The organism is Streptomyces sp. CB01201 (assembly GCF_002803085.1).
GTDB lineage: Bacteria > Actinomycetota > Actinomycetes > Streptomycetales > Streptomycetaceae > Streptomyces > Streptomyces hundungensis.
The window spans coordinates 147,374-160,950 of the sequence record NZ_NNBJ01000011.1 but is presented as its reverse complement, the minus strand read 5'-3'; the positions used below and the strand labels follow the sequence as shown (position 1 = coordinate 160,950).

Below are 13,577 nucleotides of genomic sequence, written 5' to 3'. Positions count from 1 at the left end.
GAACGGGCACGGCCCGCGAGACAGACACCTTGTCCGGGTGGCGGAATGGCAGACGCGCTAGCTTGAGGTGCTAGTGCCCTTTATCGGGCGTGGGGGTTCAAGTCCCCCCTCGGACACCAGCGAAAACCCCAGTTCATCTGGGGTTTTTTGCGTTTCCGGGCGGAGGGCTCAGAGTCGGCGGAGGGCCAGGACCGCGTTGTGGCCGCCGAAGCCGAAGGAATCGCTCAGGACCAGGTCGCCGCACGGCGGCAGGGGGCGGGGGGTGTCGCGGACGACGTCCAGGCCCAGGCCCTCCTCCGGGTGGTCGCAGCCGACGGTCGGGGGGATCAGGCCGTCCCGCAGGGTGAGGACCGAGGCGATGGCCTCGACGCCGCCCGCACCGCCCTGGAGGTGCCCGAGGGCACCCTTGTTCGCGGTGACGGGGATGTCCCGGATCTGGCTGCCGAAGAGCCGGCCGAGCGCGAGCGCCTCCGTGCGGTCGCCCTCGACGGTCGCCGTGGCATGCGCGTTGACGTGGGCCACGTCGTCGGGCGTGGCTCCGGCGTCCGCGAGGGCGGAGCGCAGCGCGGCCTCGACGCCGCGGCCGTGGGGTTCGGGGGCCGCCATGTGGAAGGCGTCCGCGGACAGGCCCCAGCCGGCCGCCTCGCAGTAGATGCGGGCGCCGCGCGCACGGGCGTGCTCCTCGTCCTCCAGGACCAGTACGCCGGCGCCCTCGCCCAGGACGAATCCGTCGCGCGCGTCGTCGAACGGTCTGGACGCGTGCTCGGGCTGGTCGTTGCGCCGCGAGACGGCCCGCATCGCGGCGAAGGCGGCGAGGATCTCCGGGGTGATCACGGCCTCGGTGCCGCCCGCGACGACGAGGTCGAGCCGGCCGGCGCGAATGGCCTCGACGGCCTGCCCGATCGCCTCCGTACCGGAGGCACAGGCGGACACGAAGGTGCGTGCCTCGCCGCGGATGTCCAGGTCCTTGGACATCTGCGCGGCGGAGGCGGACGGCACGGTCATGGGAGAGGTGTGCGGGGAGACCGCCCTCGGGCCCCGCTCGATGAGCGCGAGCCGGCTCTCGACCATGACGGGCGCGCCGCCGATGATCGTGCCCATGGACACTCCGGTACGGGTCGGACGCAGCCCGCTCGCCACCGTTCCCCCCGGGTCGAGCCCCGCGTCCCGCCAGGCCTCGCGGGCCGCGACGAGCGCGAGCTGGGTGGACCGGTTCATCCGCCGGGCCAGATGTCTCGGCAACAGCCGCGCGGGGTCGACGGCGGCCCGGGCCGCGATGCGTACCGGAAGCCCGTCGAATTCGGCCCCCTCCACGAGCGTGACCCCGCAGCGGCCGTCGAGCAGGCCCTGCCACAGTTCGGGCACGTCCGCGCCGAGCGGGGTGACCGCGCCGAGGCCGGTCACCACGACCCGGCGGCGGCGGGGTACGGCCCACTGCGCGGGGTCGGGCAGCTCGGCCGGGTCCACGCGGGTGGTGCGCACGACCTGGCGTTCATAGCGCGGCAGGACGCGTTCCACGTCGGGGCCGCCGGTCAGCGGACGCAGATGGAGCCGGGTCTTCGTCTCGGTCGCGGGCGCGGTGCGCACGACCACGAGCCAGGGGCCGTCGGGGTCCGTCGCGATGACGTCGCCGGGCGCCAGTTCGCCCGTGGTGAGCAGCAGGCACTTCCCGCCCATGACCGGCTCTTCGCTCATGCTGGACCCTTGCCCTATTCGCCATAGAAGCCGCCATGGCGGACGTAATCCCCCCAGGCAGCATGCCTCCCGGCGGGGACGTCCGCAGGCCAGGGGAATCCGTCGCGCCGCCGCGCTCCCCCACCGCCGTCCGCTCGCACGGCGCTGACCTGGGATTCTCTTGCCCCTGACGGGTCCGATGGGGTTCTCTGGTTCCGTGAGACGCAGATCCAGGACTCCCGGCGCCCCGCTCGCGCAGCGCGACGGCATCGACCCGGTACGTGTGCGGCTGCCGGCCGACCCGGACGGGTCCTGGGCGACGGTCGGCGATCATCTTCGGGACCGGTTCGAGGGAGCGATCGGCGCGGAGCGGGTGGGCGCGATGCTGCGCGAGGGGCGGTTCGTCGGAGCCGAGGGGGCGCTGAGCGGGGCGGAGGCGTACCGGGCGGGGATGTTCGTGTGGTTCCACCGGGATTTCGCGCCGGAGGTGCCGGTGCCGTTCGAGATCGGGATCGTGTACCGCGACGAGCGGATCGTGATCGCGGACAAGCCGCACTTCCTCGCGACCACCCCGCGCGGACGGCACATCACCGAGACGGCGGTGGCGCGGCTGCGCCGGGACCTGTCGCTGCCGGCACTCCAGCCCGCCCACCGACTCGACCGGCTGACGGCGGGCCTGGTGCTGTTCGTGGTGCGGCCCGAGGACCGGGGCACGTACCAGAATCTGTTCAGCGGGCGCCGGGTGCGCAAGGAGTACGAGGCGGTCGCGCCGTACGATCCCGGGGTCGGCCTGCCCGCGACGGTACGCAGCCGGATCGTGAAGGAGCGCGGGGTCATCGCCGCACGCGAGGAGGCGGGCGAGCCCAATGCCGAGAGCCGGATCGAGCTGGCCGAGCGGCGTGGGGGCCTCGGGCGGTACCGTCTGCTGCCCGTGACCGGCCGCACGCATCAGCTGCGGGTCCACATGAACCGGCTCGGTCTGCCGATCCTCCACGATCCGGTGTATCCGGTGGTGCTGCCGGAGGCCGAGGCGGGTGATTTCGAGGAGCCGCTCCAACTGCTCGCCAGGGTCCTGGAGTTCACCGATCCGGTGGACGGGCGGGCCCGCCGGTTCGAGAGCGGGCTGCGACTAGAGGCCTGGGGCCCCGGGAGTCGCCCCACCCCACCCCGCCCCTTCCCTAAGGACCCTGGGGCTCCGCCCCAGACCCCGTTCGCGCCTCAAGGGCGCTCGTCCTCAAACGCCGGACGGGCTGAAATGCCCAATGCGGACCAGCACCAAGGCTTTTAGGGGCGCGCGGAACTGCGCGACCAGCCCCGCACGGTCCGCACTAGACGAACGCTCCCCCGGAGGGTCTCGGGAAGGGGCGGGGCGGGGAGAAACCAGCCGACCAGCCCAGGCGGACCGCAAGGCGTTGGGACCCGGGGCCAGCCGCACCGCGAGCCGGTTGGGGCCCCGGCCGGAAAGGGGACTGGGGCGTGCCCCCGGTTGGGGGTGTCAGTGGCCCCGGGCCAGCCACTCGGCCAGGTGGGGGGCCTCCGCCCCGATCGTCGTCGCGTCACCATGCCCCGTACGGACCACCGTGTCCGACGGCAACGTCAGCACCCGGTCCCTGATCGAGTCGATGATCGTCGGGAAGTCGGAGAAGGACCGCCCCGTCGCCCCGGGCCCCCCGGCGAACAGCGTGTCGCCGGTGAAGACCGTGCCGAGGGCCGGCCCGTGGAGGCAGACCGCACCCGGCGCGTGCCCCGGGGTGTGGATCACCTCGAACTCCACGTCCGCGACCGACACCCGCTGCCCATCGCTCAGTTCACCGTCCGGCAGCCGCTCGGGATGCGTCTGCTTCCACAGCGGAAGATCGTCCCGATGCAGCAGGATCGGCGCACCCGTGGCCTCCGCCAGGGCCGGTGCCGCGTCGATGTGGTCGTTGTGGGCGTGCGTGCACAGGATGGCCCGCAGGGTGCGGCCGCCCAGCGCCGCGAGGATGGCCTCCGCGTCGTGCGCGGCGTCGATGACGACGGCCTCCTCGTCGTCCCCGACGATCCATACGTTGTTGTCGACGTCCCAGGTACCGCCGTCGAGGGAGAACGTGCCGGACGTGACCAGATGGTCGATGCGTGCGCGGACCGCCATCAGAACTCCACCACCGAACGCAGCACGTCACCCTCGTGCATCCGCGCGAAGGCCTGCTCGACCTCGTCGGGCGCGATCGTCTCCGTGACGAACGCCCCGAGGTCGATCCGGCCCTGCTGATGCAGGTCGACCAGCATCGGGAAGTCCCGCGAGGGCAGGCAGTCGCCGTACCAGGAGGACTTCAGGGCGCCGCCCCGGCCGAAGACGTCCAGGAGCGGCAGTTCCAGGGTCATGTCCGGGGTCGGCACGCCGACCAGGACGACCGTGCCCGCCAGATCGCGCGCGTAGAACGCCTGCTTGTACGTCTCGGGGTGGCCCACCGCCTCGATGACGACGTCCGCGCCGTTGCCGCCGGTCAGCTCGCGGATCGCCTCGACGGCGTCCTGGCTGCGGGAGTTGACGGTGTGCGTCGCGCCCATCGTCCTGGCCGTGGCCAGCTTGCGGTCGTCGATGTCGACCGCGATGATCTTCGCCGCGCCCGCGAGCCGGGCGCCGACGACCGCCGCGTCACCCACGCCGCCGCAGCCGATGACGGCGACGGAGTCGCCCCGGCCGACGTTGCCCGTGTTGATGGCCGCGCCGATGCCGGCCATGACCCCACAGCCGAGCAGCCCCGCCACCGCCGGGGAGACCGCCGGGTCGACCTTGGTGCACTGGCCCGCCGCGACCAGGGTCTTCTCGGCGAACGCCCCGATGCCGAGCGCCGGGGACAGCTCCGTACCGTCGAGCAGCGTCATCTTCTGCTGCGCGTTGTGCGTGTTGAAGCAGTACTGCGGACGGCCCCGCAGACAGGCCCGGCAACTGCCGCACACCGCACGCCAGTTGAGGATCACGAAGTCGCCGGGCGCGACATCGGTGACGCCCTCGCCGACCGACTCCACGATGCCGGAGGCCTCGTGGCCGAGCAGGAACGGGAAGTCGTCGTTGATGCCGCCCTGCTTGTAGTGCAGATCGGTGTGGCAGACGCCGCAGGCCTGGATCTTCACCACCGCCTCGCCCGGGCCCGGGTCCGGTACCACGATGGTCTCCACCCGCACGGGCTGGTTCTTGCCCGGTGCGATGACCCCTTGGACCTGCTGCGACATGCCGCCACTCCCTGCTTCGTACCGTCGGCTGTGTTCGGGTGTATCAGGAATACACCTTATGAGGTGGCTTCGTGCACCCGTCGGCCGCCGACATAGGTGGCGAGCACCCGGGTCGCACCGATCTCCTCGGGCGGCCCCGCGTACGGGTCCCGGTCGAGGACCGCGAGGTCGGCGAGCGCGCCGGGCCGGATCGAACCCGTGTCGTCGAGGTGGTTCACATACGCCGTCCCCGCGGTGTACGCGGCGAAGGCCGCGGTCAGGGTGATGCGCTGCTCCGGCAGGAACACCGGGCCCTTCTCGCCGGGAGCGACCCGGTTGACCGCGGTGTGGATGCCCTGCATCGGGTCGGGGCTGCTGACCGGCCAGTCCGAGCCGGCCGCCACGGTCGCCCCGGAGCGCAGCAGCGCCGCGAACGGATACTGCTGTCCGGCGCGCTCGGCACCGAGGAAGGGGATGGTCAGCTCGTCCATCTGGGGTTCGTGGGAGGCCCACAGGGGCTGGATGTTCGCGGTGGCGCCGAGCGCGCGGAAGCGGTCGATGTCGTCGGGGTGGACGATCTGGAGGTGGGCCAGGTGCGGCCGGGTGTCGGTCCGTCCGTTGGCCTCGCGGGCGGCCGCCACCGCGTCGAGCGCCTCGCGCACCGCCCGGTCGCCGAGCGCGTGGAAGTGGGCCTGGAAGCCGAGGGCGTCCAATTGGGTTACATAGCAGCGCAGTTCGGCCGGATCGACGAAGCTGGTCCCGGTGTTGGCGGTCGCGCAGCCGCAGGCGTCGAGGTAGGGGCCGAGCAGGGCGGCGGTGCCGGTCTCCGCGACCCCGTCCTGCATGATCTTCACCGATCCGGCGCGGAACCGGCCCTTGCTCAACTGTGCTCGCCGCGCGACCAGTTCGGGGATCTGCTCGGCGCCGCGCTCGCGGTCCCACCACAGGGCGCCGACGACCCGTGCGGTCAGCGAGCCGTCGCGCGCCGCGGTCACATAGGCGTCGGCGGGGTCGTCCATCGAGCCGAAGTTCCCGACGATCGCGTCCTGCCACGCGGTGATCCCGTACGAGTGGAGGTGGGCCTGGGCGCGCAGCAGGGCGGCGAGGCGTTCGGCGGGGGTCGAGCGGGGCGTGAGCCGGCCGACGAGGTCCATGGCGCCCTCCTGGAGCAGCCCGGTCGGCTCGCCGGTGGCGTCGCGTTCGATGCGGCCGTCGGCCGGGTCGGGGGTGTCCCGGGTGAGGCCTGCGGCGGCGAGGGCGCGGGAGTTGACCCAGGCTCCGTGGTGGTCCCGGTTGGGCAGGTAGACGGGCCGGTCGGGCACGACCCGGTCGAGCAGGTCGCGCGTCGGGCTGCCGCCCTCGAAGGCCTCCATCGACCAGCCGCCCCCGGTGATCCACTCCTGTTCGGGATGGGCGTCGGCGTAGGCGCGTACCGCGTCCAGCGTCTCGGTCGCCGTGCGCAGGCCCGTGAGGTCGCAGCGGGCCAATTCGATGCCGGCCGAGACGGGGTGGACATGGGCGTCCTGGAAGCCGGGGATCAGCAACTTGCCCGCCAGGTCGATGACTTGGGTCTTCGGGCCGATCAGTTCGCGCACCTCGTCGTGGCCGACGGCGGTGATGCGGTCCCCGGTGACGGCCACGGTGGTGGCGCGGGAGCGGGCGGCGTCCAGGGTGAGGACCGGGCCGCCGGTGAAGACGAGGTCGGCGGGGTCGTGGCGCATGCGTGCGTCCGTTCTGTGAGGGAGGGGTTTGTGTGGGAGGAATTGTGAGGCAGGAGTTGTGAGGCAGGAGTGCTGAGGAGGGTTGCCGGGGCGGGGGTTCAGGCGGGTTCGGATGCGGCGCCGAGCGGTGCCGCATCCGCTTCCGTGCTGGAGCGGCCGGTGACGAAGTACGGTGATTTCCTTACCCACTTGGCCCAGGCGGCGGCCCCCACACCGCTGAGCAGCATCGCCGCGGGGCAGGCGAGCATGAACCAGCCGTTGTCGGGGCTGACTTCGAAGTGGTCGGCGGAGGTGTAGAAGGTCCAGGCGAGGTAGCCGCCGAGGCCGAGCAGGAACAGGGCGCTCAGGACGGGGATCACCACGGCACGTATCGCCTCGCCGGCGCTCTCGCGCAGCGCCCCGCGGAAGCGGCTCGCCGCGGCCAGGGCGGTCAGCGCGTAGTAGAGGGACACCACGACCCCGATGGCGTTGACGGAGGCGAGGATCAGGTCGCCGATCTTGGGGATGAGCAGCGAGAGCACGGCGATGCCGGCCGCGACGCAGCCGATCGCGACGGTGCCGGCCGCCGGGGTCCCGTAGCGGGGGCTGACCTTGAGCCAGAGCGGGCCGAGCGTGCGGTCGCGGCTCATCGCGAACATGCCGCGCACGGTGGGGATGACACCGGACTGGAGCGAGGCGATCGCCGAGAAGGTCAGCGCGACCAGGGGCAGGGCGGCCAGCGGCTGGGTGGCGAGCCGGTCGCCGAAGAACGTGAGGCCCTGGGCGCCGTGGCCCACCAACTCATCGGCGGAGAGCACCCGTTGGAAGGCGAACGAGCCGAGCAGGAACAGGCCGAGCATGGTGAACAGGGTGATGAGTCCGGCCCTGGAGGCGTCCTCGGGGTCCTTGATCTCCTCGTTCACGCTGAAGGTCGACTCGAAGCCCCAGTAGCAGAAGACGGAGAGCAGCAGTCCCTGGGCCAGGGCCTGGCCCGAGGGGATGGTGAACGGGTTCAGCCAGTCCAGGCTGAAGGGGTGCGGGCCCTTGACGAGTCCGTAGCCGCAGAAGCCGAGGAGCACGGCGTACTCGAAGACCAGGAGCCACTTCTGGAGGGCGGCGGCCGAGCGGGTGCCGATCACCGCGGTGAAGGTGACGGCGACCAGGACGACGATGCCGATCGCGGTGGACTGGGCCGTGGAGTCCGGGTCCAAGCGCAGTCCGCCGAGGCTCACCAGGCCTGCCTCGCCTGCCAGTTGGATCAGGGCGGAACCGGTGACGGCGGTGGTGTAGGCGAGGAAGACGACGGTGGAGACGATGCCGATCCAGCCGGTCAGGAAGCCCAGCCAGGGGCTGAGCGAGCGGCCCACCCACACATAGCCGCTGCCCATGTTGGGCTCGACCTTGTTGAGCCGGGTGTACGCGCTCGCTATGCCGAGGATCGGAATGAACGCGAGGAGCATCACGATCGGCAGGTGCAGTCCCACCGCGCCCGCGGTGACACCCAGTCCGATGCCGATGCTGGTGGTGGCCGCCGTGGAGGAGGCGGCGATGGCGACGCCGTCCAGGACGCCGAGGCTCTTGCGCAGAACGGGTGGGTCACTGCCGTAGGGAGTGCGCACGGTCGCTCCTTCGCCGAGGGGCGCTTTTCGGCCCCGATGGCGGCACATGGAACTCCGGGTGGAGCCGATGCGTCAACGGCGTTGTCATAAGGTGCGCCGGTCCGTAGGGTGCGGCGCATGAGCGAGCGAGTCGTGGCGGACGGGGAGCGGCGCCGGCGGCGGCCCACCAAGCGGGGCACGGTGCTTTCCGAGGCGCTGATCGTCGAGACCGCGCTGCGCCTGATCGGCGAGCACGGGGCGGCGGCGCTGACCGTGCGGCGGCTCGGCACGGCGCTCGGCGCGGATCCGAGCGCGCTGTACCGGTACTTCCAGGACACCGACGACCTGCTGCTCGCGGTGGCGGACGAGCTGATCGGCCGCACCCTGCGCGCCTGGCGGCCGAGCGGCGAGTGGCGGGCGGATCTGCGCTCGCTCGGGCTGCGCATCCACGCCGACTACCAGGCCCATCCGCAGGCGGCGGTGCTGACGTGTACGCGGGTGACCGGCCGGGTGCACGAGATGCGCTCGGTGGAGACGATCCTCGGCATCCTGCGCGGGGCCGGGTTCCCGGATGCCGAGGCGGTGCGGATCTACCACGTGTTCGTGGACCAGACCCTGGCGTTCGCGGCGCTCGACGCGACCGTGCTGACCCTGCCGAAGGAGTCCCGGATCCTGGAGGAGCGGACCTGGCGGGAGCGGTACGCGCGGCTCGGCGCGGACACCCATCCGCATGTGGCCGCCACCGCGCCGACCCTGGTGGCGGAGATGGGCCGCAGCGCCTATCCGGCGGCCCTGGAGATGATGCTGGCCGCGGCCGAGGCCCGGCTGCGGCATGTGCGGGCGTGAGCCGGGCGGGGGTGAGCCGGGCGCGGCAGGGCGTGAAGAAGGGCGGCGCCCCGTGGTCCGGGGTGCCGCCCTTTCATGGCGCCGGGGTTACGGCTGGGGCTTGGTCGCCGCGATGGCGCCGACCCGCTTGCGGACGACGAACCAGCCGCCGACGAGCAGCGCCGCGATGATCGGGAGGCAGTAGATCGTGGTGCGGCCGACGCCGCCGCCGTACCACATCAGGAAGGCGACGGTCGCGAGGAAGACCAGCGTCACGATCTGCGTGTAGGGCGCCCAGGGCAGCTTGTAGGAGGGGCGCTCCAGATGGCCCTGCTGTGCGCGGCGCCAGAAGAGCAGCGAGCAGACCATGATCATCGCCCAGGTGCCGAGGATGCCGATGGAGGCGAAGTTCAGCACGATCTCGAAGGCGTCGTCCGGCACGACCTTGTTCAGGGCGACGCCGAGGACGCCGAAGAAGGCGGTGAACAGAACGCCGCCGTAGGGCACCTTGCCCTTGTTCATGACGCCGACGAACTTGGGCGCCGAGCCCGCGAGCGACATCGAGCGCAGGATGCGGCCGGTGGAGTACAGGCCGGAGTTGAGGCTGGAGAGGGCCGCGGTGAGCACCACCAGGTTCATCACGCCGGCCGCACCCGGCACGCCGATCTTGTCGAGGACGGTGACGAACGGACTCTGGTTCTCGGAGTACTCGGTGTACGGCAGCAGCAGCGCGAGCAGCACCACGGAGCCGACGTAGAAGACGGCGACGCGCCACATGATCGAGTTGATCGCCTTGGGCAGGATCTTCTGCGGGTTCTCCGTCTCGCCGGCGGCGACGCCGCACAGCTCGACCGAGGCGTAGGCGAAGACGACGCCCTGGATGACGAGCAGCATGGGCAGCATGCCCATCGGGAAGATGCCGCCGTGGCTGGTGATGTTGGCGAAGCCCGGCGTGGAGCCGTCCACGTCGTGCTGGGTGACCACGAGGTAGATGCCGACCAGCATGAAGGCGACCAGCGCGACCACCTTGATGATCGCGAACCAGAACTCCATCTCGCCGAAGTACTTCACCGAGATGAGGTTGGCGGTGAGGACGACCGCGAGCGCGACGAGCGCGCAGACCCACTGCGGGACGCTGCTGAACATGGCCCAGAAGTGGGCGTAGGTCGCGGCCGCGGTGATGTCGGCGACGGCGGTGGTCGACCAGTTCAGGAAGTACAGCCAGCCCGCCGTGTAGGCGCCCTTCTCGCCCATGAACTCACGGGCGTAGGAGACGAAGGCGCCCGAGGAGGGGCGGTAGAGCACGAGCTCACCGAGGGCCCGTACGACGAAGAAGGCGAACACGCCGCAGACCGCGTACGCGATCGCGAGGGAGGGGCCCGCGCCCGCCATCCGGCCACCGGCGCCGAGGAAGAGCCCGGTGCCTATCGCGCCGCCGATGGCGATCATGTTGATGTGGCGGGACTTGAGGTCCTTGCTGTAACCGGCGTCACCGGCGTCGATGTGGGGGGTGCCCGTCGTCGCCCCCGCGGGGGCACTCTGGGTCTCGGCCGCAGGCATGCGGTCACTCATGGAGTAGTTCGCCTTTGTGAGGGGTCATGCGGTCGTGCGGGACCGGTCGTGCCGGTGACGCAGGTCGTCACCGTGGCGGGGACTAGCGTCACCATGGCACGGACCAGCGGCCCATAGTTCCGCCTGGCGGCACAGTTTGGCAGTGGCCAATGTCACGTAGAGACAGATTTGAGATGTTTCTGAGGTATCCGAGGTAACGGGAAGGCATCCGGCGAGCGGAATTCGTTGCTCAGGGTACCTATGGCGCGAGAACGTCCAGCTCCTGGAGTGCGCCCACCGCGATCTCCCGGGTCAGCCGCTCGGCTTCCGCCGTGTCCCGCGCGCGGACCGCCTCGGCCACCCGCACATGCAAAGTGACGGCGGCCGGATCGGGGTCGGGGAACATCACCTGGTGGTGGGTGCGGCCGGCGAGGACCTCGGCCACCACATCGCCGAGCCGGGCGAACATCTCGTTGCCGGACGCGTTGAGCACGATCCGGTGGAAGGCCACGTCGTGCACGAGGTACGCCTCCAGCTGGCGCCCGCGCGAGGTCGCGACCATGCCGAGGGCCTGTTCGGTGAGGTCCGCGCACTGGGCGGGGGTGGCCCGCAGCGCCGCGAGGCCGGCCGCGACCGGCTCCACGGCGGAGCGCAGCACGGTCAGCGAGCGCAGCTGGCGCGGGCGGTCGGCGCCGGCCAGGCGCCAGCGGATGACCTGCGGGTCGTAGACGTTCCACTGCTCGGCCGGCTGGACGGTCACGCCGACCCGGCGCCGGGATTCGACCAGGTACATGGACTCCAGGACCCGGATCACCTCGCGCACCACCGTGCGCGACACGTCGAAGCGCTGGGCGAGTTCGTCGGTGCGAAGGACGCTGCCGGGCGGGTACTCGCCCGCGGTGATCGCCAGACCCAGGCTTTCGAGCACATGCGTATGGAGGCCCCGGGCCCGAGTCGTCATGGACCAAGCCTACGGGCCCTCCTGGAGGTCCACAAAAGTATGACTTTTAAATCACGACCTCTTGAATATGTCGTACCTAATGGGTTTGAGTGTCCGCGAAGGACATCGATGTCGATGAGGACAGCGAGGCACCACCCGCCATGAACACCCCCCTGACCGTCGTCGTGATGGGCGTTGCCGGAACCGGCAAGACCACCATCGGGCCGCTGGTCGCAGCACGGCTCGGCGTCCCCTACGCCGAGGGCGACGACTTCCACCCCCAGGCCAACGTCGCCAAGATGTCCGCGGGCATCCCCCTGGACGACGACGACCGCTGGCCCTGGCTGGACGCGATCGGCGTCTGGGCCCACGGCCGGGCCGAACGCGGCGGGGTGGTGAGCAGCTCCGCGCTCAAGCGGAGCTACCGCGACCGGCTGCGCGCGGCCGCCCCCGGAGTCGTCTTCCTGCATCTGACCGGCGACCGCGCGCTCATCGAGCACCGGATGGCCGAGCGCAAGGGGCACTTCATGCCGACCGCGCTGCTCGACTCGCAGTTCGCCACCCTTCAGCCGCTGGGCCCCGACGAGGCAGGCGTCGCCGTCGACGTGTCCGGCACCCCCGAGGACATCGCGGAGCGGGCCGCCACCGCGCTGCGAACGCTCACCAAGTAAGGAATCCCACCGTGACCAGACTCAGCGTCGAGTTCCTGGCAGCGGACGCCACGCAGCCGATCACCTCGGCCGGCCACGCCCAGCTGGGCATCGCCGTACTCGCGGGCATCGCCGTCATCGTCCTGCTCATCACCAAGTTCAAGCTGCACGCCTTCCTGTCCCTGACCATCGGCTCGCTGGCGCTCGGCGCCTTCGCGGGCGCCCCGCTCGACAAGGTCATCACCAGCTTCAGCGCGGGCCTCGGCAGCACGGTCGCCGGCGTGGGCGTGCTGATCGCGCTCGGCGCGATCCTCGGCAAGCTGCTCGCCGACTCCGGCGGCGCCGACCAGATCGTCGACACCATCCTGGCCAAGGCCGGGAAGTCCGGCGGCCGGGCGATGCCGTGGGCGATGGTGGCCATCGCCTCGATCATCGGTCTTCCGCTGTTCTTCGAGGTCGGCATCGTGCTGCTGATCCCGGTGGTGCTGCTCGTCGCCAAGCGCGGCAACTACTCGCTGATGCGCATCGGCATTCCGGCGCTGGCCGGCCTGTCCGTGATGCACGGCCTCATCCCGCCGCACCCGGGGCCCCTCGTCGCCATCGACGCGATCGGCGCCAACCTCGGCGTGACCCTCGCGCTCGGCGTGGTCGTCGCCATCCCCACGGTGATCATCGCGGGCCCGGTGTTCTCGAAGTACGCGGCCCGCTGGGTCGACATCCCGGCTCCGGACAAGATGGTCCCCGCCCGCCCCTCGGAGGACCTGGAGAAGCGCCCCAGCTTCGGCGCGACCATCGTCACGGTGCTGCTCCCGGTGGTCCTGATGCTGGCCAAGGCGCTGGTGGACATCGTGGTCGACGACCCGAAGAACCACGTCCAGCGGGTCACCGACGTCATCGGCTCGCCGTTGATCGCCCTGCTCGCCGCGGTCCTGGTCGCCATCTTCACCCTGGGCCGGGCCGCCGGGTTCACCAAGGAGCGGATCTCGACGACCGTCGAGAAGTCGCTCGCCCCGATCGCCGGCGTCCTGCTGATCGTGGGCGCGGGCGGCGGCTTCAAGCAGACGCTGATCGACGTGGGCGTCGGCCAGATGATCCTGGACTTCTCCAAGGACTGGGCGATCCCCTCGCTGCTGCTCGCCTGGCTGATCGCGGTGGCGATCCGGCTCGCGACGGGCTCCGCGACCGTGGCGACGATCTCGGCCGCGGGCCTGGTGGCACCGCTGGCGGCCGACATGTCGACCGCGCACGCGGCGCTGCTCGTGCTCGCGGTCGGCGCCGGTTCGCTCTTCTTCAGCCATGTCAACGACGCCGGGTTCTGGCTGGTGAAGGAGTACTTCGGGATGAGCGTCGGCCAGACGATCAAGACCTGGTCGGTGATGGAGACGATCATCTCCGTGGTGTCGCTCGGCTTCGTCCTGCTCCTGTCACTGGTCGTCTAGCCGGC

At 71.3% G+C, this 13,577-nt stretch carries 11 protein-coding genes and 1 tRNA gene; 5 read left to right on the top strand and 7 right to left on the bottom strand.

Features of this window, described 5'->3' with window-relative positions:
- Positions 1 to 31 precede the first annotated feature (31 nt).
- Positions 32 to 119: transfer RNA gene (locus CG740_RS22580), tRNA-Leu, on the top strand.
- A gap of 49 nt (positions 120 to 168) precedes the next feature.
- On the opposite strand, the gene CG740_RS22575 is transcribed toward CG740_RS22580, so the two are convergent.
- Positions 169 to 1,695, bottom strand: coding sequence for a beta-ketoacyl-[acyl-carrier-protein] synthase family protein (locus CG740_RS22575; RefSeq protein WP_100577048.1), 1,527 nt, complete (start codon positions 1,693 to 1,695; stop codon positions 169 to 171).
- 196 nt (positions 1,696 to 1,891) lie between these two features.
- On the opposite strand from CG740_RS22575, the gene CG740_RS22570 reads away from it, so the two are divergent.
- Complete coding sequence (locus CG740_RS22570; RefSeq protein ID WP_234376430.1) at positions 1,892 to 2,962, top strand: pseudouridine synthase; 1,071 nt, start codon at positions 1,892 to 1,894, stop codon at positions 2,960 to 2,962.
- 207 nt (positions 2,963 to 3,169) lie between these two features.
- Here CG740_RS22570 and CG740_RS22565 read toward each other — a convergent pair whose 3' ends face one another.
- The 4 genes from CG740_RS22565 to CG740_RS22550 all read right to left on the bottom strand — a co-directional run bounded on the left by CG740_RS22565 (position 3,170) and on the right by CG740_RS22550 (position 8,188).
- Positions 3,170 to 3,805, bottom strand: coding sequence for an MBL fold metallo-hydrolase (locus CG740_RS22565; protein ID WP_100577047.1), 636 nt, complete (start codon positions 3,803 to 3,805; stop codon positions 3,170 to 3,172).
- Positions 3,805 to 4,890, bottom strand: coding sequence for an S-(hydroxymethyl)mycothiol dehydrogenase (locus tag CG740_RS22560; RefSeq protein ID WP_100577046.1), 1,086 nt, complete (start codon positions 4,888 to 4,890; stop codon positions 3,805 to 3,807). Before CG740_RS22560 ends, CG740_RS22565 begins: the two co-directional genes overlap by 1 nt.
- A 56-nt stretch (positions 4,891 to 4,946) precedes the next feature.
- Positions 4,947 to 6,590 carry an amidohydrolase gene (locus CG740_RS22555; RefSeq protein ID WP_100577045.1) on the bottom strand — a complete coding sequence of 548 codons (1,644 nt, stop codon included), beginning with the start codon at positions 6,588 to 6,590 and terminating at the stop codon, positions 4,947 to 4,949.
- 98 nt (positions 6,591 to 6,688) lie between these two features.
- On the bottom strand, positions 6,689 to 8,188 hold the full coding sequence (locus CG740_RS22550; RefSeq protein WP_376214377.1) for an APC family permease: 1,500 nt from the start codon (positions 8,186 to 8,188) through the stop codon (positions 6,689 to 6,691).
- A gap of 117 nt (positions 8,189 to 8,305) precedes the next feature.
- On the opposite strand from CG740_RS22550, the gene CG740_RS22545 reads away from it, so the two are divergent.
- Entirely contained in the window at positions 8,306 to 9,013 is a 708-nt protein-coding gene (locus CG740_RS22545) for a TetR/AcrR family transcriptional regulator (protein ID WP_100577043.1), read from the top strand.
- Positions 9,014 to 9,100: 87 nt separating this feature from the next.
- Here the strand turns inward: CG740_RS22545 and CG740_RS22540 are convergent, their stop codons facing one another.
- Entirely contained in the window at positions 9,101 to 10,564 is a 1,464-nt protein-coding gene (locus CG740_RS22540) for an amino acid permease (RefSeq protein ID WP_100577042.1), read from the bottom strand.
- A gap of 238 nt (positions 10,565 to 10,802) precedes the next feature.
- Positions 10,803 to 11,504, bottom strand: coding sequence for a FadR/GntR family transcriptional regulator (locus tag CG740_RS22535; protein ID WP_100577041.1), 702 nt, complete (start codon positions 11,502 to 11,504; stop codon positions 10,803 to 10,805).
- A 140-nt stretch (positions 11,505 to 11,644) separates the two neighbouring features.
- Between CG740_RS22535 and CG740_RS22530 the strand changes: the two genes are divergently transcribed.
- Together CG740_RS22530 and CG740_RS22525 are read left to right on the top strand one after the other, a co-directional pair.
- A complete protein-coding gene (locus CG740_RS22530; protein ID WP_100577400.1) occupies positions 11,645 to 12,154 on the top strand; it encodes a gluconokinase in 510 nt (169 codons plus the stop codon).
- Positions 12,155 to 12,165: 11 nt separating this feature from the next.
- On the top strand, positions 12,166 to 13,572 hold the full coding sequence (locus tag CG740_RS22525) for a GntT/GntP/DsdX family permease (protein ID WP_100577040.1): 1,407 nt from the start codon (positions 12,166 to 12,168) through the stop codon (positions 13,570 to 13,572).
- The last annotated feature ends 5 nt before the right edge of the window (positions 13,573 to 13,577 follow it).

Bases quoted from the DNA above. Each gene is read 5' to 3' on its own strand.
- CG740_RS22530 (WP_100577400.1), top strand. From the start codon at position 11,645: ATGAACACCCCCCTGACCGTCGTCGTGATGGGCGTTGCCGGAACCGGC.
- CG740_RS22575 (WP_100577048.1), bottom strand. From the start codon at position 1,695: ATGAGCGAAGAGCCGGTCATGGGCGGGAAGTGCCTGCTGCTCACCACG.
- CG740_RS22565 (WP_100577047.1), bottom strand. From the start codon at position 3,805: ATGGCGGTCCGCGCACGCATCGACCATCTGGTCACGTCCGGCACGTTC.
- CG740_RS22535 (WP_100577041.1), bottom strand. From the start codon at position 11,504: ATGACGACTCGGGCCCGGGGCCTCCATACGCATGTGCTCGAAAGCCTG.
- CG740_RS22545 (WP_100577043.1), top strand. From the start codon at position 8,306: ATGAGCGAGCGAGTCGTGGCGGACGGGGAGCGGCGCCGGCGGCGGCCC.
- CG740_RS22560 (WP_100577046.1), bottom strand. From the start codon at position 4,890: ATGTCGCAGCAGGTCCAAGGGGTCATCGCACCGGGCAAGAACCAGCCC.
- CG740_RS22540 (WP_100577042.1), bottom strand. From the start codon at position 10,564: ATGAGTGACCGCATGCCTGCGGCCGAGACCCAGAGTGCCCCCGCGGGG.
- CG740_RS22555 (WP_100577045.1), bottom strand. From the start codon at position 6,590: ATGCGCCACGACCCCGCCGACCTCGTCTTCACCGGCGGCCCGGTCCTC.